This is a genomic window from Streptomyces changanensis (assembly GCF_024600715.1).
Taxonomy (GTDB): Bacteria; Actinomycetota; Actinomycetes; order Streptomycetales; family Streptomycetaceae; genus Streptomyces; species Streptomyces changanensis.
In genome coordinates, this window is sequence record NZ_CP102332.1 from 1,649,879 (window position 1) to 1,668,103 (window position 18,225).

General features: G+C 73.3%; 15 protein-coding genes and 1 riboswitch. Of the genes, 4 read left to right on the forward strand and 11 right to left on the reverse strand.

Annotated elements, in window-relative coordinates; genetic code table 11:
• The first annotated feature begins 272 nt into the window (after positions 1-272).
• The gene (locus NRO40_RS07280) at positions 273-2,069 is read left to right on the forward strand and encodes an AMP-dependent synthetase/ligase (protein WP_058941347.1); all 1,797 of its coding nucleotides are present in this window, start codon (positions 273-275) and stop codon (positions 2,067-2,069) included.
• A gap of 134 nt (positions 2,070-2,203) precedes the next feature.
• On the opposite strand, the gene NRO40_RS07285 is transcribed toward NRO40_RS07280, so the two are convergent.
• Positions 2,204-3,346 carry a glycosyltransferase family 4 protein gene (locus tag NRO40_RS07285; RefSeq protein ID WP_058941385.1) on the reverse strand — a complete coding sequence of 381 codons (1,143 nt, stop codon included), beginning with the start codon at positions 3,344-3,346 and terminating at the stop codon, positions 2,204-2,206.
• Between the two features lie 92 nt (positions 3,347-3,438).
• Here NRO40_RS07285 and NRO40_RS07290 point away from each other — a divergent pair, with 92 nt between their 5' ends.
• The gene (locus NRO40_RS07290) at positions 3,439-4,698 is read left to right on the forward strand and encodes a glycosyltransferase family 87 protein (protein WP_058941346.1); all 1,260 of its coding nucleotides are present in this window, start codon (positions 3,439-3,441) and stop codon (positions 4,696-4,698) included.
• Here NRO40_RS07290 and NRO40_RS07295 read toward each other — a convergent pair.
• From NRO40_RS07295 to NRO40_RS07315, 5 genes are all read right to left on the reverse strand, one after another.
• Complete coding sequence (locus NRO40_RS07295; protein ID WP_408056979.1) at positions 4,671-5,960, reverse strand: hypothetical protein; 1,290 nt, start codon at positions 5,958-5,960, stop codon at positions 4,671-4,673. The genes NRO40_RS07290 and NRO40_RS07295 overlap by 28 nt on opposite strands.
• A gap of 82 nt (positions 5,961-6,042) precedes the next feature.
• Positions 6,043-7,071 carry a C40 family peptidase gene (locus NRO40_RS07300; protein ID WP_058941345.1) on the reverse strand — a complete coding sequence of 343 codons (1,029 nt, stop codon included), beginning with the start codon at positions 7,069-7,071 and terminating at the stop codon, positions 6,043-6,045.
• A gap of 245 nt (positions 7,072-7,316) precedes the next feature.
• Positions 7,317-8,342, reverse strand: coding sequence for a C40 family peptidase (locus tag NRO40_RS07305; RefSeq protein ID WP_058941383.1), 1,026 nt, complete (start codon positions 8,340-8,342; stop codon positions 7,317-7,319).
• A 314-nt stretch (positions 8,343-8,656) separates the two neighbouring features.
• Entirely contained in the window at positions 8,657-10,021 is a 1,365-nt protein-coding gene (locus NRO40_RS07310; protein ID WP_058941344.1) for an NYN domain-containing protein, read from the reverse strand.
• A 62-nt stretch (positions 10,022-10,083) separates the two neighbouring features.
• The gene (locus tag NRO40_RS07315; RefSeq protein ID WP_058941343.1) at positions 10,084-10,326 is read right to left on the reverse strand and encodes a hypothetical protein; all 243 of its coding nucleotides are present in this window, start codon (positions 10,324-10,326) and stop codon (positions 10,084-10,086) included.
• Between the two features lie 214 nt (positions 10,327-10,540).
• Here NRO40_RS07315 and NRO40_RS07320 point away from each other — a divergent pair, with 214 nt between their 5' ends.
• Complete coding sequence (locus NRO40_RS07320) at positions 10,541-11,260, forward strand: rhomboid family intramembrane serine protease (protein ID WP_058941342.1); 720 nt, start codon at positions 10,541-10,543, stop codon at positions 11,258-11,260.
• Positions 11,257-11,538 carry an Lrp/AsnC family transcriptional regulator gene (locus NRO40_RS07325; protein ID WP_058941341.1) on the forward strand — a complete coding sequence of 94 codons (282 nt, stop codon included), beginning with the start codon at positions 11,257-11,259 and terminating at the stop codon, positions 11,536-11,538. Before NRO40_RS07320 ends, NRO40_RS07325 begins: the two co-directional genes overlap by 4 nt.
• Before the next feature lie 32 nt (positions 11,539-11,570).
• Here the strand turns inward: NRO40_RS07325 and NRO40_RS07330 are convergent, their stop codons facing one another.
• The 5 genes from NRO40_RS07330 to qcrC all read right to left on the reverse strand — a co-directional run bounded on the left by NRO40_RS07330 (position 11,571) and on the right by qcrC (position 18,152).
• Entirely contained in the window at positions 11,571-13,010 is a 1,440-nt protein-coding gene (locus NRO40_RS07330; RefSeq protein WP_232791002.1) for an aminotransferase class V-fold PLP-dependent enzyme, read from the reverse strand.
• A 209-nt stretch (positions 13,011-13,219) separates the two neighbouring features.
• Positions 13,220-13,337, reverse strand: a riboswitch (SAM riboswitch).
• A gap of 120 nt (positions 13,338-13,457) precedes the next feature.
• Positions 13,458-14,522: an anthranilate phosphoribosyltransferase gene (gene trpD / locus NRO40_RS07335; protein WP_058941340.1), complete on the reverse strand. Its 1,065-nt coding sequence runs from the start codon at positions 14,520-14,522 to the stop codon at positions 13,458-13,460.
• Positions 14,523-14,674: 152 nt separating this feature from the next.
• The gene (qcrB, locus tag NRO40_RS07340) at positions 14,675-16,300 is read right to left on the reverse strand and encodes a cytochrome bc1 complex cytochrome b subunit (protein WP_058941339.1); all 1,626 of its coding nucleotides are present in this window, start codon (positions 16,298-16,300) and stop codon (positions 14,675-14,677) included.
• Positions 16,297-17,346 (reverse strand): cytochrome bc1 complex Rieske iron-sulfur subunit, encoded by a 1,050-nt coding sequence (gene qcrA, locus NRO40_RS07345; RefSeq protein WP_058941338.1) that lies wholly within the window; start codon positions 17,344-17,346, stop codon positions 16,297-16,299. The genes qcrB and qcrA overlap by 4 nt, the downstream gene beginning before the upstream one ends.
• Positions 17,343-18,152 carry a cytochrome bc1 complex diheme cytochrome c subunit gene (qcrC, locus tag NRO40_RS07350; protein ID WP_058941337.1) on the reverse strand — a complete coding sequence of 270 codons (810 nt, stop codon included), beginning with the start codon at positions 18,150-18,152 and terminating at the stop codon, positions 17,343-17,345. The genes qcrA and qcrC overlap by 4 nt, the downstream gene beginning before the upstream one ends.
• Positions 18,153-18,225 lie beyond the last annotated feature (73 nt).

Sequence of the window (18,225 nt, forward strand, 5' to 3'; positions counted from 1 at the left end):
GGCACACCAGCTTACGGCCCGGCGGAGCGGGCCGGACCTGCGGTTACTTCCACGTCGTGACCGAAGTGGACTACTGTGCGCGAAGGAGAGCCGCCGACGTGTGACGCAGGGAACATCTGACCAGGACCCCCTATCGGGAACCCAGTACTGGTGGGTAACGTCCGGGCAGTCCAGTCGTGCTCACCCCCACTGAGTGCGTAGTCCGTAGTGGACCGCGAAACCGGCGCATCACACAGAGCCGTGGCGTCGGCGCCCGATGAGGAGCAGCAGTCTTGCGCGAGTTCAGCCTTCCGGCCCTGTACGAGGTCCCCGCGGACGGCAACCTGACGGATCTGGTCCGCCGCAACGCCGCGCAGCACCCAGACGTGGCCGTGATGGCCCGCAAGGTCGCCGGCGGGTGGGAGGACGTCACCGCCGCGCGGTTCCTCGCCGAGGTACGGGCCGCGGCCAAGGGCCTGGTGGCCCGGGGCGTCCGGCCGGGCGACCGGGTCGCGCTGATCTCGCGCACCCGGTACGAGTGGGTGCAGCTGGACTTCGCGGTGTGGAGCGCGGGCGCGGTGACCGTACCGGTGTACGAGACGAGCTCGCCGGAGCAGATCCAGTGGATCCTCGGCGACTCGGGCGCGGTGGCGGCCGTCGTGGAGAGCCAGGCCCACGCCGACGCGGTGGAGTCCGTGCGGGACGCCCTGCCGGAGCTGCGGCACGTGTGGCGGATCGACGGCGGCGCCGTCGAGGAGCTGACCGAGGCCGGCCGCGAGGTGTCCGACGCGACGCTGGACGAGCGCGGCGGCACCGCGCGGGCGGACGACACGGCGACCATCGTCTACACCTCCGGCACCACGGGCCGCCCCAAGGGCTGCGTGCTGACCCACCGCAACTTCTTCGCCGAGTGCGGCAACGTCGTCGAGCGCCTCAAGCCGCTGTTCCAGACGGGCCGCTCGTCGGTGCTGCTGTTCCTGCCCGCGGCGCACGTCTTCGGGCGGATGGTGGAGGTCGCCTCGGTCCTGGCGCCGATCCGGCTCGGCTGCGTGCCCGACATCAAGAACCTCACGGACGACCTGGCCTCGTTCCGGCCCACGCTCATCCTGGGTGTGCCCCGCGTCTTCGAGAAGGTGTACAACTCGGCGCGGGCGAAGGCCCAGGCGGACGGCAAGGGCAAGATCTTCGACCGGGCCGCGCAGACGGCCATCGCCTACAGCCGGGCGAAGGCGACGCCGGGCGGCGCCCCGCTCGGCCTGCGGCTGAAGCACAAGCTGTTCGACGTGCTGGTCTACAGCAAGCTCCGCGCGGTGCTCGGCGGGCGGTGCGAGTTCGCCATCTCGGGCGGGGCCCCGCTGGGCGAGCGGCTCGGTCACTTCTTCAGCGGCATCGGCTTCACCGTGCTGGAGGGGTACGGCCTGACGGAGTCCTGCGCGGCGACGGCCTTCAACCCCTGGGACCGGCAGAAGATCGGCACGGTCGGCCAGCCCCTGCCCGGCTCCAAGGTGCGGATCGCCGACGACGGTGAGGTACTGCTCCACGGCGAGCACGTCTTCACCGGCTACTGGCAGAACGAGTCGGCGACGGCCGAGGCCCTGGCCGACGGCTGGTTCCACACCGGTGACATCGGCACCCTCGACGAGGACGGCTACCTGGCCATCACGGGCCGCAAGAAGGAGATCCTCGTGACCGCGGGCGGCAAGAACGTCGCCCCCGCCGTGATCGAGGACCGCATCCGCGGCCACGCCCTGGTCGCGGAGTGCATGGTCGTCGGCGACGGCCGGCCGTTCGTGGGCGCGCTCGTCACCCTGGACGAGGAGTTCCTCACCCGCTGGGCCGCCGACCGGGGCAAGCCGGCCGGCTCGACCGCGGCGTCGCTGCGCGACGACCCGGAGCTGCTGGCGGAGGTGCAGCGGGCCGTGGACGACGGCAACTGCGCCGTCTCCAAGGCGGAGTCTGTCCGCAAGTTCCGCATCCTGTCCGCCCAGTTCACGGAGGAGGCGGGTCACATCACCCCGTCGCTGAAGCTGAAGCGGAACGTGGTGGCGAAGGACTTCGCCGACGAGATCGAGGCGATCTACCGCGGCTGACCCCGCCTCCCCCGTACGCCCCGGCGCCCGTCAGACCCCGTCTGACGGGCGCCGCGCCGTCCGCGGGCCCACGCCCACCGACACCCCGTACCGCCGGCCCGCGCACCACCGACGCCCGGCGGCGCGGGGCCGGGCTACAGGAGGGCTTCGAGGCGCTCCGCCAGGAGGTCCCAGCGCCACTTCTCCTCGACCCAGGCGCGGCCGCGCTCGCCCATGCGGCGGCGCAGGTCGGGGTCCTGGAGGAGGGGGACGATCCGCTCGGCGGCGTCCTGCGGGGAGCCGCCCCGCACGACCCAGCCGGTCTCGCCGTCCAGGACGGCGTCCGGGGCGCCGCCGGAGTCCCCTGCGACGACCGGGAGGCCCGTCGCCGACGCCTCCAGGTAGACGATGCCGAGGCCCTCGACGTCCAGGCCCCCGCGCCGGGTGCGGCACGGCATCGCGAAGACGTCGCCGGCCCCGTAGTGCGCGGGCAGCTCCTCCCACGGCACGGAGCCGGTGAAGCGCACCGAACCGGCCACGCCGCTCTCGCGGGCGAGGCGGCGCAGCTCGGCCTCGTACGGGCCGCCGCCGACGACCAGCAGCACGGCGTCCGGCACGGCGGCGAGGACGGCCGGCATGGCCCGTACGAGGGTGTCCTGGCCCTTGCGCGGCACCAGCCGGGAGACGCAGACCACGACGGGCCGGTCGGCCAGCCCCAGCCGGGCGCGGAGCGCGTCACCGCCCGAGTCGGGGTGGAAGGTCTTCTCGTCGACGCCCGGCGTCAGCTGCACCATGCGCGCGGCGGCCTGCGGGGTGAGCGCGGCGGCGATCCGCGACCGCGTGTACTCGCCCAGGTACGTGATCGTGTCGGTGCCCTCGCCGATGCGGCGCAGCAGCGCGCGCGCCCCGGGCAGCTGGGCCCAGCCGGCCTCGTGGCCGTGGGTCGTGGCGACGAGGCGGCGGGCGCCGGCCCTGCGCAGCGCGGGCGCCATCAGCCCGAGCGGCGCCGCGGCCCCGAACCACACCGAGGTGCAGCCGTGCTCGCGCAGCAGCGCCGACGCGCGCGCGGTCACCCGCGGCGTGGGCAGCAGCATCGTCGTGCGGTCCCGCACCACCCGGAAGGGCTGCTCCGCGTCGAACCGGGCGGTGGCCTCGGCCCCCTCGCGGCCGCGCTTCCAGGTGGAGGCGTAGACGACGACCTGCTCGGGGTCCAGGCGCAGCGCCATGTTGTGCAGGAACGCCTGGATCCCACCGGGCCGCGGCGGGAAGTCGTTCGTTACGATCAGCGTCTTGTGCATCGGGGCCGACAGTACCGAACGGCCCGGCCGCACCGCTCGCGCACCGTACCGCCCCCCACCCGCAGACCATCACGAAACCGGACGAGGTACCGATGAAGCTCCCGAGCGGACCGCGGTGGTCCCTGGCCGCCTTCTGGCTGCTCAGCAGGGCCGTCCTCCTGCTCTACACCTTCAGGGTCGTCTTCGTGCCGGGCCCGGACGTGACGACCGACGTCTCGGTGATCTACTTCCAGTGGTACGAGGTGCTGCTCGGCGGCACGTACCCGCTGGACGACGTCACCTGGCAGTACCCGCCGGCCGCCGCCTTCGCGATCCTCTCCCCCGGCCTGCTGCCGTTCCTGGAGTACGCGCACGCCTTCTTCGTGCTCGCCCTCGTCTGCGACGCGGTGGTCTTCGGGCTGCTGGTGTACGCGGGCGGGCGGCCCGGCAAGAGCCGCGCGGGTGCCTGGGTGTGGCTCGCGGGCGTCCCGCTGCTCGGGCCGACCGCGTACGCCCGCTTCGACATCATGGTCACCGCCGTCGCCGTCACCGCCCTGCTGGCCGGGGTGCGCCACCCGCGGACCATGGGCGTCCTCGTCGGGGTGGGCGCGCTGCTGAAGGTGTGGCCCGCGCTGCTGCTGCTCGGTACGGCGCGGGGCCGCGTGACGCGTCGCTCGTGGGTGGCCGCCGCCGTGTCGGGCGCGGCGGTGCTGGGGGCGTGCGTCCTCGCGGCCCCGGGGGCGCTGGCGTTCCTGACGTTCCAGCGGGACCGGGGCACCGAGGTGGAGTCGCTGGGCTCGCTCGTCTTCCACGTGGCGCGGTTCTTCGGCGCGTGGGACGGCGAGGTGCGGCTGAACTACGGGTCGGTGGAGTTCCTCGGCCCGTACGTGCCGCTCGTCAGCGGCGCGGCGCTGGGGCTGACGGCGCTGGCGTTCGGCTGGCTGCTGGTGTGGCGGGTGCGGGCGCGGGAGTTCGACGCGACGACGCTGTGCGACGCGGCGTTCGTGGCGGTGCTGCTCTTCACCACCACGAGCCGGGTCATCAGCCCCCAGTACATGCTGTGGCTGGTCGGGCTGGCCGCCGTGTGCCTGGTGTGGCGCGGCAGCCGCATGCGGCGCCCGGTCCTGCTCGTGCTCGTGGCGACCGGGGTGACGCTGCTGGAGTTCCCGCTGTGGTTCTCGCACGTGGTGGCGAGCGACGCGCTGGGCCTGGCGCTGCTCTTCGTCCGCAACGGGCTGCTCGTCGCGGCGTCGCTGTCGGCGGCGCGGGTGCTGTGGCGCCGGACGGTGACGGAGCCGCGGCTGCGCGACGCCGGGACCGCGCGGGTGCCCACCCAGGCCGATCATCACGACGGGGCGCTGCTCAGCTCCTGACGCAGGTGGTCGCGCCAGGCGCGGGTGAACGCCGCCCGGTCCGTGGCGAGGACGTCGCGGAAGGCCCGGTCCTGGCCGCGCTCGCCCGCCGCGCGGTAGAACGCGGCCAGCCGCTCCCCGCCCCACCGCCGGGCGATCAGCTCGCAGGCGAGCCAGCCGCCCTCGTAGGCGCGGGCGACCCGCCCGGCGTCGCCGCCGAAGGAGAAGTCGCCGTCGGCGGGCAGCGCGGCCGGGACGTCGCCCGCGCGCACCGCCCGGGCCAGTTCGGGCGCCGCGTCGGCGGCGGAGCGGCCCGTGCCCCGGTAGGCGATCCGGTCGGCGAGGCCCTCGGAGAGCCACAGGGGTGTCGCGGCGGTGGTGGCGGTGCGGGTGGCGACGTGGACGGCCTCGTGGGTGAGGACGAAGCGCCGCCCGAACCCGGAGAGTTCCCGGTACGCCTCCGGGTTGACGACCACGCGGTCGGCGGGGGCGCCCGCGCCGCCGCCGGGACGGCCGGTGGTGACGGCGGCGGTCCCCCGGTACGCGTCGACCGGCTCGCCCAGCAGGGCGGCCATGGCGTCGAGGGAGCCGGGGACCAGGACGACGACCCGCCCGCTCCACCTCCCGGACCAGGCGGCCGTGACGGCGGGGAGCGCCCGGTCGGCGGTGGCGGCGACCTCCCGCAGCAGCGCCCGGTCCTGCCCCACGCCGAGGACGAGGGCACGGGCGCCGCGTACGACCTGCACGGGCCCCTGCTCCCAGATACGGGCGGCGGCCCCGTCGGCGGGGCGGTCCGCCGTCACCCGCCACCGCCCGTCCCGCTCGGCCAGCTCCAGGACGCGTCCGGTGGTGACCGGGCCCGCGTCGTGCCCGTCGAGGGTGTACGCCAGCTCGGCCCGCACCACGGCCCGGGGCCCGTCCCGGTCGACGCCGAGGACCCGGTACGCCCAGGTCGCCAGCGGAACGGCGGCGAGGTGACCCAGGGTGCGCGCGGCCGGGTCGTCCGGCGGTACGTCGTGGCGCAGCACGGCGGCGGCCCGCCGGTCGAGGGCCTCGCGGATGCCCCGCTCGGCCGCGGACGCCGGGCCGGTGGCCGACGTCCCCGCGGGGGGCGTCCCGGAGAGCCCGGTACCGGCGGGCGACGGGCGGGCGGACGCGTCGGACCCGGAAGCGGGAGAGGGAGCGGTGACGGAGGCGGGGGTCGACGCCGGTGCGGCGCACCCCGCGACAAGCGCGAGCGCGCCGAGCACCGCCGCCACGCGTCGCCGTCCCGGTCCTGCCACGCCCCGATCGTAGGCGCACCACCCCGCGGGGCGCGCCACGCGGCGGGCGGTGCGCGGGCGGTGCGCGGGGTGGCGGCGGCCGTCAGACGCGGGTGACCGCCGAGACGGGCATCATGCCGACCGGGTCGTACCGGACGGGGGCGCCCGGGTAGGGGGCGTGGACGACCTGGCCGTTGCCCATGTACATGGCCACGTGGCTGGCGTCGGAGCGGTAGGTCACGAGGTCGCCGGGGCGCGCCTCGGAGAGGGGCACGTGGCGGCCCGCGCCGCGCTGCGCCTGCGAGGTGCGGGGCAGACCGACGCCGGCCTGGGCGTACGACCACTGCATCAGGCCGGAGCAGTCGAATCCGTCGGGGCCGTTGGCGCCCCACACGTACGGCTTGCCGACCGCCGAGCGGGCCGCCTGGACGGCGAGCGCCGCGCGGGACGACGCCGCGCCGGTGGGAGGCGGGAGGGAGCCCTCGTCGCGGCCCGAGCGGGACGCCCGGTCGAGGGCGTCGCGCTCCTCGGACGGCAGGGAGTGGAGCAGCGCCCGCGCCTCGGCGAGCTTCCGCTCGACCTGTTGCTTGTGCCGGGCCACGGCCGCGCGGCTGCGCTCCAGTTCGGCCAGGGCGCGGGTGGCCTCGGCGCGCTCCTGCGCCAGCCGCTGCCCGGCGCGCCGGAGTTCGGCCAGCGCACCGGCCTGCCGCTCGCTGATCCGGTCGAGGACGGCGGCCTTGTCGAGGTAGGTGTCGGGGTCCTCGGAGAGCATCAGTGCCAGGGCCGGGTCGATGCCGCCCGAGCGGTACTGGGCGCCGGCGACCGCGCCGAGCGCGCCGCGCATGCGGTTGATGCGCTCCTGGCCGCGCGCCACGCTGTCGCGGGCCGTGTCGACGGCCTCGCGCAGCCGGTCGGCGCGCTCGTCGGCCGCGTTGAAGCTCTCCGTGGCCCGCTCCGCCTCGGAGTAGAGCCGGTCGACGCGGGCGCGGGCGGTGTCGGCCGGTTCGGCCGGGTCGGCGTGCACGGGGGTGGCACCGAGGGCGGCGGCCGCCGTGGCCGCGGCGGCGGACAGGACGGTGGCCTTGGCGCTCCGGTGGAGGCCCGGGTGGGGGGGACGGCGATGGGACGCCACGGACCGCGCTCCCTTCAGCTGTGACGCAGGGTGGTGCGCGCCAGACAGTAGCCGGGTGGTCACGCCGCGGCCAAAGACCTTCGGGGGCGCACATGGTGGCGCCCCACCGGGAACCACAGGTCACCGGCGGGGCGGGGCGTCAGTGCGGGGGTCGGGAAATCCCCCGATCGGGCGCGCATGGCGGGCGGTTCGCCGGCACGCCGGGCGTGCCGCGCATATCAGCTGCCCGACTGCGGGCGCACAAGTCAGATGCGGACGCCGAACTGGAACGAACCCAGGTAGTCCATCGACTCGTAGCGGACCGAGGCGCCCGGCTTCGGGGCGTGCAGCACGGTGTTGTTGCCGGCGTACAGGCCGACGTGGGCAAGGCTGTTGAAGAAGACGAGGTCGCCCGGCTTGAGCTCGCTGCGGCCGATCTTCACGCCGTCGTTCTGCTGCGTGTACGTGGTGCGCGTGATGCTCACGCCCGCCTGGCGGTAGGCCCACTGCGTCAGGCCGGAGCAGTCGTAGGAGTTGGGGCCCTCGGCGCCGGAGACGTACGGCTTGCCGATCTGCGTGGCGGCCGCGTTGAGCGCGGCGGCGCCGCGCTGGGAGGCCGGGACCTCGTTGCCGAGCTCGACGCGCTCGCCGGCGTCCCGGCTGGCGCGCTGCTCCTCCTGCTGCATCTTCCGCCGCTCCTCGGCGGTGAGCGTGTTGAGCAGCTTCTGCGCCTCGGCCAGCTTGGCCTGGTACTTCTTCTTCTTGTCGCCGAGCGACTTGCGGACGTCCTCCAGGTCGCCGAGCTTCGCCGTCGCCTCGGCGCGCTGCTGCGCGAGCGTGCGCTGCTTGGCCTGGATGGTGCGGAGCGTCTCGGCCTGCTTGGCGGAGAGCTGGTCGACGGCGGACGCCTTGTCGAGGTAGTCGTCCGGGTCGGAGGAGAGGAAGAGCTGGAGGGACGGGTCCATGCCGCCGTTGCGGTACTGGGCGCTGGCGACCGAACCGATGCCGTCGCGGAGGGCGTTGAGCTCCTCCTGGCCGCGGGCGACCTGGTCCTGGAGGGCGGTGATCTCCTTCTGGAGCTTCTCGCGCCGCTCGTCGGCGAGGTTGAACTGCTCCGTGGCCTCTTCGGCCTCGTGGTGGAGCTTGTCGACCTTCTCCTTGACCTGGTCCTTGGTCGGCTGCGGCGTGGCCGAAGCGGTCTGCGAGGTCAGGGCGACGGCAGCGGCCGCGGTGGCGGTGAGCACGGTCACACGGGTGCGGCTCGGCTGCTTGGGTCGACGGTGGGACGCCACGGAGGCGAGCTCCTTCTTCCTCGTGAGCCGCCTGCCGGTGGACGGTCGGTGCCCCGGCATCGCGCACCCGGACACCCCGTGAATACGTCCGAACTGCACGATTTAGGCGGTTCCTTCGCTGTCGTCCCCGATGGACGACCAACCGCGCGAAGGTTCGAGCCCAGACCCTAGTGACCAACTTGTGATCAGTTCAAATCCTCATGAGAAAAATCTCGCCCGCCGGCCACATTCCCCACCCCCGTCCCACGCTGTGTCATGGGCGGTTGACGGTAGGTTCCGTCACGCGCCCTCACATGGGGCATGCGGCACAGGAGTCACGAGAGCCGCGAAAGCCGCTTGAGCAGCATGACGGACGCGACCGGCCGGGCACCGGACTTGGCGACGCCGTCCGCGACCTCGCGGTCGCTGGAGACCACGACGACGGGCCGGCCGACGGGCTCGGCCCGCACCAACTGGCGGATCAGCTCGTCGGCGGTGACCCCCGGCTTGGAGAAGAGCACCCGCACGCCGCGCGGCGGTGCCAGCAGCACCGGGGCGGCCAGCTCGGCCCCGTCGAAGACGCAGGTGACCTCGGCACCGGTGCGGGCGGCCAGCCCGGCGAGCCCGCCGAGCAGCCGGAGCCGCTGCTTCTCCAACGGCATCGTCGGATAGCCGGTCTTGGTGACGTTGTACCCGTCGACGACCAGATGGGCCTGCGGGAGGGCGAGCAGCTGGTCGAGGAGGGCGGGGTCCGTCTCGGAGAGCGCCCGGGCCGCGATGTCCTTGGGTGACATCCGGCCCGGCTCCACCGCGTCCACGGAGTCGGCGGGGCGCACCGCGACGGGCGGCAGGGCCAGTTCGCGGCGCAGCCCCTGCGCGGCCTCCAGCACGGTGTCGAGCAGCAGCCGCAGCCGTACGTCCTCCACCGAACGGCCCTCCCTGACCGCCCGGCGGCTGGCCTCCAGGGCCGCCTCGGTCTCGCCGAGCCGCGCCTTGAGGCGGCGGCTCTCGCTCTCCGCGGCGGAGACCCGGGCGGTGGCGTCCGCCTTCGCGGCGTCGACCTCCGCCCGCGTGCGGCGCAGGGCCGCCTCGCCGCGCTTCACGTCGCTCTGGGCGCTGCGCAGCTTGCGCTGAAGCGATTCGGCTTCCTTGCGGGCCGCCTCCAGCTCGGTGCGCAGCCGCTCGGTCTCCGACCGGGTCTGGGCACGGGCCTCGGCGAGCTCCTCGCGCAGCCGCTCCAGCTCCCGCCGGCCGGCCTCGTCGGCCCGCTCGGCGTCGGCGCGCTGCACCTCCTCGCCGGCGGCGGCGACCAGCTTGACCCAGCCGGCAGGGCGGAGCACGTACGCGGCGGCGGCCACGTCGACGGGGTCGGCGGCCGCGGGCGGCGCGCCGGACTCGACGGCCCGGGTCAGCTCGGGCTGGGTTCCCCGCAGCCGCTCGCCGATCCGCTGCCGGAAGAGCGCGTCACCCTCCAGCGCGGCCGCCATGGCGTTGCCCGCGAACCTGGCCCGGCGCGAGGCGGTGAACCGCGCGTACTGCCGCAGCTGGGCCGGCAGCTCGGCGACGGTCAGGCCGCCGAACACCTCGGACACGAGCGCCACGACCCGGCGCCGCACCGGCTCGGGCAGCGGGCGGTCGAGCGCCTCGGCGGCGTCACCGGCCGCATCGGCCGACTCAGCGCCGCTTTCGGGCTGCGCCACGATCCGTCACCCCTACCGTCGTTCTCTCTTCGCCGGGCCGCCCGCCGCACCGGGCGCGCCGCTCAGGAGCCGGCGCCCGGCCTGTCCACCAGCTCGATCCGGTCCACGGCGTTGCACCAGCGGCAGCGGACCGACTCGATGGTCTCACTGACCACCTCGCGCTCCTCCACCGTGGGCTCCCCCGCCAGGTCCAGATGGACGTACTCCACGACCTTCGAGGAGCGCGTCACGTCGAAACGTGTCAGGTTGCCGCAGAGGGTGCAGCGCCAGCGGGTCTCGGCGGTCGGCTGGGGAACCGTCGTCATGGTGGCCGTCCTTGTCATGGTCCGGTCGTTCCAGTAATCGACCCGCGGTGCGCCGTCGGACTGCGGGTGCCCCGGGAGCGGCCCCGGGCACGTCCGTAACCCTACGGCCTCGACGGTCCCCCCTGCTCGGGCGGAGGGCGGGACCGGCCGGGGGCGACCACCGGCCCGGCGAGGCGCTCTGTCCGGCTCGCTCCCCGTACGTCATGATCTGTGCGTGAGGGATTGGCGCGGAACGTTCCGGCGTGTGGTCACCGGGCCCTCGGTGACCTACGCCGTCATCGGCGTGTGCGCGGTGGTGTTCGCCCTGGGGCCGGCCTCGGGGCTCAATCCGTCGTACGGGACGGGGGACGCCCTCGTCCTGGCCCAGAGCGACTACTTCCGGCGCTGGGGCGTGATTCCGGCGGACCTGCTGAGCGGCTCGGCCGCGGCACTGCTCACCCCGCTGAGCGCCCTGTTCGTGCACGGCAACTGGCTGCACCTGCTCGGCAACATGCTCTTCCTCTTCGTCTTCGGCGCGATGGCCGAGGAGCGCATGGGGCACCTGCGCTTCGGCGTCTTCTACGTGGTCTGCGGCTGTCTGGCGCTCGCGGGGTACGCGCTGGCGCACGCGGACAGCGGGCAGACGCTCGTGGGGGCGTCGGGGGCGATCTCGGGGGTGCTCGGGGCGTTCCTCTACCTCTTCCCGCGCGCCCGGGTCACGAGCCTCTTCCCGTTCCTCTTCTTCCTGCCGCTGCGCTTCCCCGCGTGGATCGTGCTGGTCTTCTGGTTCGCCCTGCAGTGGGTGGCGGCGCGCGGCGCCGGCAGCGGTCCGGGCGTCGCCTACCTCGCGCACCTGATCGGCTTCGGGCTGGGCTTCCTCCACGCGTGGACGCGCTACCGGGGCATTAGAGTGAAGGCCCCAGCAGCGGCCACCGAGGGAGAGGGACAGCCGTGATCACCGCGATCGTGCTCATCAAGACCAGCGTGGACCGCATTCCGGAGATCGCGGAGGCGATCGCCGCTCTCGACAACGTGAGCGAGGTCTTCTCCGTCACCGGCACCTACGACCTCGTCGCGATGGTCCGCGTGGCCAGGCACGACGACCTGGCCGACGTCATCCCGGGCAGCATCAGCAAGATCCCCGGAGTTGTCGCGACCGACACCCACGTCGCCTTCCGCACGTACTCCCAGCACGACCTGGAGGCGGCCTTCGCGATCGGCCTCGACGCGTAACCCAGCGAATCACCCGTACGGGTGAAGCGGATTCAGCCACGGTCCGGCACGCAGCGCCCGTCCTCGGTGCGGTAGTTCCAGCGGGCGCCGTCGCGGACCAGCTCGCGCACGGCCCGGACGAAGCGCTCGACGTGCTCGTCGGGCGTCCCCGCGCCGAAGCTGACCCGGATCGCGTTGAGGGACCGCTCGCCCGGTCCGGCCTCCGGCGCGCCGCACGCGCCGGGCTCCTGCGGGGCCCCGCCCAGCAGCGTGCGCACGAGCGGGTGGGCGCAGAACAGGCCGTCGCGCACGCCGATGCCGTACTCGGCGGAGAGCGCGGCGGCGAAGTGCGAGCTGTTCCACCCCTCCACGACGAAGGAGAGGACGCCGACGCGCGGCGCGTCGTCGCCGAACAGCGACAGCACGCGCACCTCCGGCACGTCGGCCAGCCCCTCCCGCACGCGCGTGATCAGCTCGCGCTCTCGGGCCACGAGCGCGTCGAACCCGGCCTCGGTCAGCGCGGTGCACGCCGACGCGATCGCGTAGGCGCCGATCACGTTGGGCGAGCCGGCCTCGTGCCGGGCGGCCGTGGTGTGCCAGTCGACGTCCACGCCGCCGTCCGCCCGCCGGGCCACGCGCCGCGAGGCGCCCCCGCCCGCCAGGTACGGCTCGGCCTCCCGCAGCCAGTCCGCCCGGCCGGCCAGCACCCCGGTGCCGAACGGCGCGTACAGCTTGTGCCCCGAGAAGGCCACCCAGTCCACGTCCAGGTCGCCGACGTCCACCGGGTGGTGCGGCGCCAGCTGGGCGGCGTCGAGGACGACGCGCGCCCCGTGCGCGTGCGCGGCGGCGGCCAGTTCGCGCACGGGCCACAGCTCTCCCGTCACGTTGGAGGCGCCGGTCACGCACACGAGGGCGGGGCCGTACGGCTCCCGGTCGGCGAGGGCCCGCTCCAGCGTCCGCACGGCCTGACCGGGCGTGCGCGGCGCGTCCAGGTAGGTGACCCGCGCGCCCCGCCACGGCAGCAGCGACGCGTGGTGCTCGGTCTCGAAGACGAACACCTCGCACCCCTCGGGCAGCACATGCGCGAGGAGGTTCAGCGAGTCGGTCGTGGAGCGGGTGAACACCACCTGGTCGTCGGGGCGGCAGCCGAGGAAGGCGGCGACGGTCGCGCGGCTGCTCTCGAACAGGTCGGTCGAGAGCTGCGAGAGGTACCCGGCGCCGCGGTGGACGCTGCCGTAGTACGGCGCGTAGGCGGCGACGTCGTCCCAGACGCGCTGCAGCGCGGGCGCGCTGGCCGCGTAGTCCAGCGCGGCGTACGTGACGTGGCCGCCGGTGACGAGCGGCACGGTCACGTCCCGCCCGAGGACGGGCAGCGGACCGTCGGCGGCGGGGGCGGCGGAGGCGGGGCCGGTGGTCGGCGCGGGCACGGCGGCGGGGGCGGCGGGGGCGGCCTCGGTGCGGGGGGAAACGGTGGCGTTCGGGTACGCGGGCATGGCGGACTCTCCCAACGGGCGCGGCGAATGGGGGCGTGCGGAACCCGCAGGGCGACGGCAGGGCCGTGCCGCGTACGGGTGACTGCCTCGACGCACGGCCCGACGGTGACGACGGTGGCCGTGCGGAGGGGGAGGAGGGCCGAAGGCCCTAGCGCATTCGCTTGCTCACGAGACTGCTCCCTCGGGACCAGGACCCCAGGGTGTGCAGGGGTCCGCGCTTGCCGCAGACCTCGCTGCCTGCGGCCTGGTCTTCACCCGGGGCACCCCGCCACGGACGGAGGGTTGCCGGACAGCGGGCCGGGGCCGTGGTCGCTGTCACTCATGACCTTGGGGAGCATCTTGCCACACGACGGCGGGCACGCAAGCCCGGGTTCGCATGGCGGACGACGCGGACGGTAGCGGGGCGGAACCGCGCGGCCCCGCCCCGTCACCCACGCCCTGAGGGCCCTAGCGGTTGCTGGCGCGGACCCAGCGGTCCAGGGTCGCGCGGGCGGCGCCCGAGTCGATGGACTCCGCGGCCTTCTCCATGCCCGCCCGGATCTGCTCGGCCAGCGGCGCGTCGGTCGGGGTCAGGGCCACGAGGGCCGCAGCCGAGTTGAGCAGCACGGCGTCCCGCACCGGGCCCCGCTCGCCGGCGAGCAGCCGGCGGGCGACGTCGGCGTTGTACGAGGCGTCCGCGCCGCGCAGGGCCTCCACGGGCACCAGGTCGAGGCCCACGTCGCGCGGGTCGAACGCCTCCTCGCGCACGGCCCCGTCGCGGACGGTCCACACGCGGGACGTCGCGGTGGTGGTCAGCTCGTCGAGGCCGTCGTCGCCGCGGAAGACGAGCGCCGACGAGCCGCGCTCGGCGAGCACGCCGGCGAGGATGGGAGCCATGCGGGCGTCCGCGACGCCGGTCGCCTGGGCCCGTACCCGGGCCGGGTTGGTCAGCGGCCCGAGGAAGTTGAACGTCGTGCGGATGCCCAGCTCCTTGCGGGCCGCGGCGACGTGGCGCAGGGCGGGGTGGAACTTGACGGCGAAGCAGAAGGTGATGCCCGCCTCGTCGGCGACCTCGGCGACCCGCTCCGGGGTCAGTTCGAGGTTGACGCCGAGCTTCTCCAGGACGTCCGAGGCGCCGGAGGCGGAGGAGGCGGCGCGGTTGCCGTGCTTGACGACCTTCGCGCCCGTACCGGCCACGACGACCGCCGACATGGTGGAGATGTTGACGGTCTTCGCGCCGTCGCCGCCGGTGCCGACGATGTCGACGGACGGGCCGGGCACGTCGATGGTGCGGGCGTGCGCGTACATGGTGCGGACGAGGCCGGTGATCTCCTCGACCGTCTCCCCCTTCGCGCGCAGGGCGACCGCGAAGCCGGCGATCTGCGCGTCGGTGGCCTCACCGCTGAGGACGCGCTCCATCGCCCAGGCGGTGGTGTCCGCGTCGAGGTCCCGGCCGGCGAGGAGGGTGTCGAGGACCACGGGCCAGGAGCGGCCCGCCGTGGTCGGTCCTCCAGCGGGTTGCACAGCGCTCATGGTCGCTCCTGGGTCCGTGACGGATGAGGGCACCAGCCTATCCACCGCCGGGGACGGCGAAGAGCCCCGTCCGACGATTGGACGGGGCTCCTGCCGTGGCGACCTTCTCGGTGTCCGGGGTCCCCCGGGGCCAAGCCCCGGGGGAAGGGTGATCAGTGGTGGCCGTGGCCCGCGCTGATCTCCTTGTACTCCTCGGCCGTGGCCTTGGGGACCTGGTTCCCCTCACCGAAGTAGCCCTTGCTCAGCTTCGCGCGGAGCTTCGCCGAACGGGTGGGCTTGCGCTCGACGCCGTTCTCGTCGACCGTCGGGCCGAGCTCGGCGGGCGCGTACTGCTCGTGCGCGGTGAGCGCGTGCAGCTGGGCCTGGCTGAGCGGCTCGTGGACCTCGACGAACTCACCGTGCGGCAGCCGCTTGATGATGCCCGTCTCACGGCCGTGCAGCACCTTGTCGCGGTCGCGGCGCTGGAGGCCCAGGCAGATCCGCTTCGTGACGACGAAGGCGATGACCGGCCCGACGAAGAAGGCGATCCGGACGAACCAGGTGACCGCGTTGATCGACATGTGGAAGTGCGTGGCGACGATGTCGTTGCCACCACCGATCAGCATGATCATGTAACCGGTGACCCACGCGACGCCGAGGCCCGTGCGGGTCGGGGCGTTGCGCGGCCGGTCCAGGATGTGGTGCTCGCGCTTGTCCCCGGTGATCCACGACTCGATGAACGGGTACGCCGCGATGGCGGCCAGCATCACGCCGAACAGGACCAGCGGGATGAACACGCCCAGGACGAGCGTGTGGCCCCACAGGTTGATCTCCCAGCCGGGCATGGCGCGGATCAGACCCTCGGCGAAGCCCATGTACCAGTCGGGCTGCGCACCGGTGGACACCTGGTCCGGCCGGTAGGGGCCGAGGGCCCACACGGGGTTGATGGTGAACGCGCCGGCGATGACCGCGATGACGCCGAAGACCAGGAAGAAGAAGCCGCCGGCCTTCGCCATGTACACCGGCAGCAGCGGCATGCCGACGACGTTCTTGTTCGTCCGGCCGGGGCCCGCGAACTGCGTGTGCTTGTGGTAGAAGACCAGGATCAGGTGGGCCACCACGAGGCCGAGCATGATGCCCGGCAGCAGCAGGATGTGGATCGAGTAGAACCGGGCGACCATGTCGTGGCCGGGGAACTCCCCGCCGAAGATGAACATCGACAGGTACGTGCCCACGATCGGCACGGACAGGATCGCACCCTGCGTGAAGCGGACACCGGTGCCGGAGAGCAGGTCGTCCGGGAGCGAGTAACCGGTGAAGCCGGTGAACATGCCGAGGACGAACAGCAGGAAGCCGAACAGCCAGTTGACCTCGCGCGGCTTGCGGAACGCGCCGGTGAAGAAGACGCGCATCATGTGCACGAACATGCCGGCGATGAAGATCAGCGCCGCCCAGTGGTGGATCTGCCGGATCAGCAGACCGCCGCGGACGTCGAAGCTGATGTCCAGGGTCGAGGCGTACGCCTCGGTCATCCTCACGCCCTGCATCGGCACGTACGAGCCGTGGTACACGATCTCGTTCATGCTCGGGTGGAAGAAGAGCGTCAGGTACACGCCCGTGAGGATGATGATGATGAAGGTGTAGAGGCAGACCTCGCCCAACATGAAGGACCAGTGGTCCGGGAAGATCTTCCGCATGTTGGACTTGGCCAGGGAGTAGATCCCCAGCCGTCCGTCCGCCCAGTCGGCGACCCGCTCACCGGCGGGCGCCTTGCGCGTCGTGTCGTTGGCGGTACTCATCCGCGCTCCCAGAATGCAGGACCGACCGGCTCTTCGAAGTCGCCGAGCGCCTCGAGGAAGCCCTTGTCATCGACACCGATCCGCAGCTGCGGAAGGGCGTGGCCGGCAGGGCCGAAGATGACGCGGGCGCCGTCGGACAGGTCGAAGGTGGACTGGTGGCACGGGCAGAGCACGTGGTGGGTCTGCTGCTCGTACAGGGACACCGGACAGCCCACGTGGGTGCAGATCTTGGAGAAGGCCACGATGCCGTCGTGCGACCACTCGAGCTCGCGCTTGTCCTTGATGTCGGCCGGCTGGATCCGGACGATCATCAGGGCGTCCTTGGCGATCTTGTTGTTGAAGTCGTGGTCCTCCTCGCTCAGACCCTCCGGCATGGCGAAGGTGAGCGAACCGACCGAGACGTCCTCGGGCCGCAGGGGCTCGAAGGTGTTCATGTTGATCAGCCGCTTGCCCTTGGCCCACGAGGTGTGGAAGAGCTTCTTCTCGGGCATCGGGCCGAGCTCGCGCAGGAGCACGAGACCGGAGAGCGGCACCATCGCGAGCGCGCCGAACATCGTGTTGCGGATCAGCTTGCGCCGTCCCAGACCGGACTCCGCCGCACCCTGGGCGAAGTCGGCCATCACCTTGGCCTTGAGCTCGGGGGCCGCCTCGATCGGGTGGCGGTCGTCGGCCATCTCCTCGTCCGACATCAGCGTGCGGGCCCAGTGGACCGCGCCGGCGCCGATGCAGAACAGGGCGATGCCCAGCGTCAGACCGAGCGACAGGTTGGTCGCGCTGACGTGGCCGAGGGGCCACACGTACACGATCTTGTCGACGGGGAAGGCCACGAACGAGGCGATGAAGCCGACGGTGGCCAGCATCGAGATCGTGAACAGCAGGGCGACCGTCCGCTCGGACCGCTTGGCGGCCCGCTCGTCGATGTCCTGGACGCGGGGCTTGTGGGGCGGGAGCCCCGGGTCGGCGAACGGGCTCTCGACTACTGCCGAGCCGTGCGCGGTGTCCTGCTTCTGCGGCAGGCTCTCATCGGAGATCTCTTGGCTACTCATGACTTCTTGGCCTTAGCGGTGTGGGCCGCGACCCAGACGGCGACGGCGATCAGCGTACCGAGACCGAAGATCCAGCCGAACAGACCCTCGCTGACCGGTCCGAGGCTGCCCAGGCCGAAGCCGCCGGGGGTCGGCGTCTCGTCACCGTTCACGGCCTTGATGTACGCGATGATTTCCTTCTTCTCCTTCTCCGGCATGGTGGTGTCGGGGAAGGTGGGCATGTTCTGCGGGCCGGTCTGCATGGCCTCGTAGATGTGCTTCTCGCTGACGCCGTCGAGGCTCGGTGCGTACTTGCCCTTGGTGAGCGCGCCACCCTCACCGGTGAAGTTGTGGCACTGGGCGCAGTTGTTGCGGAACAGCTCGCCGCCCTTGGCGACGTCCGCGCCCTCCACGCTGTACTGCTTCTCGGTGGGGGTGATCGGGCCGGCGCCGAGCGACGCGATGTACGCCGCGAGCTGGTCGATCTGGGCCTGCGTGTAGATGTTCTTCTTCCGCGGGACCTGGGCGCCCGGCTGCTGCGCGGGCATGCGGCCGGTACCGACCTGGAAGTCGACGGCGGCCGAGCCGACGCCCACCAGGGACGGGCCGTCGGAGGTGCCCTGACCGCCGGTGCCGTGGCAGCTGGCGCAGCCGACGGTGTAGAGCTTCTTGCCCTCCTCGATGGCGAGGGACTGGGCGGTCTCGTCGGCCTGGGCCGTGCTCGCGGGCGCGAACGCGGCGTAGAGCCCCCCAGTGGCCGCCAGCGCGAGGAGTAGGACGACGACCGCCGCCAGCGGATGGCGTCGTCGTGCGGAGAGCTTTTTCACGGATTACCCCGGTGTCAGGATCTTCTGCGTCGATGCTTGCTGGAAGTGTCTCGGTCCGCCAGGCGGCGGCCCG

What these genes read in the sequence shown, in the direction of transcription:
- NRO40_RS07285 (WP_058941385.1), bottom strand. Translation starts at nt 3,346, where the DNA reads ATGCACAAGACGCTGATCGTAACGAACGACTTCCCGCCGCGGCCCGGT.
- NRO40_RS07315 (WP_058941343.1), bottom strand. Translation starts at nt 10,326, where the DNA reads ATGACGACGGTTCCCCAGCCGACCGCCGAGACCCGCTGGCGCTGCACC.
- qcrA (WP_058941338.1), bottom strand. Translation starts at nt 17,346, where the DNA reads ATGAGTAGCCAAGAGATCTCCGATGAGAGCCTGCCGCAGAAGCAGGAC.
- NRO40_RS07290 (WP_058941346.1), top strand. Translation starts at nt 3,439, where the DNA reads ATGAAGCTCCCGAGCGGACCGCGGTGGTCCCTGGCCGCCTTCTGGCTG.
- NRO40_RS07330 (WP_232791002.1), bottom strand. Translation starts at nt 13,010, where the DNA reads ATGCCCGCGTACCCGAACGCCACCGTTTCCCCCCGCACCGAGGCCGCC.
- trpD (WP_058941340.1), bottom strand. Translation starts at nt 14,522, where the DNA reads ATGAGCGCTGTGCAACCCGCTGGAGGACCGACCACGGCGGGCCGCTCC.
- qcrB (WP_058941339.1), bottom strand. Translation starts at nt 16,300, where the DNA reads ATGAGTACCGCCAACGACACGACGCGCAAGGCGCCCGCCGGTGAGCGG.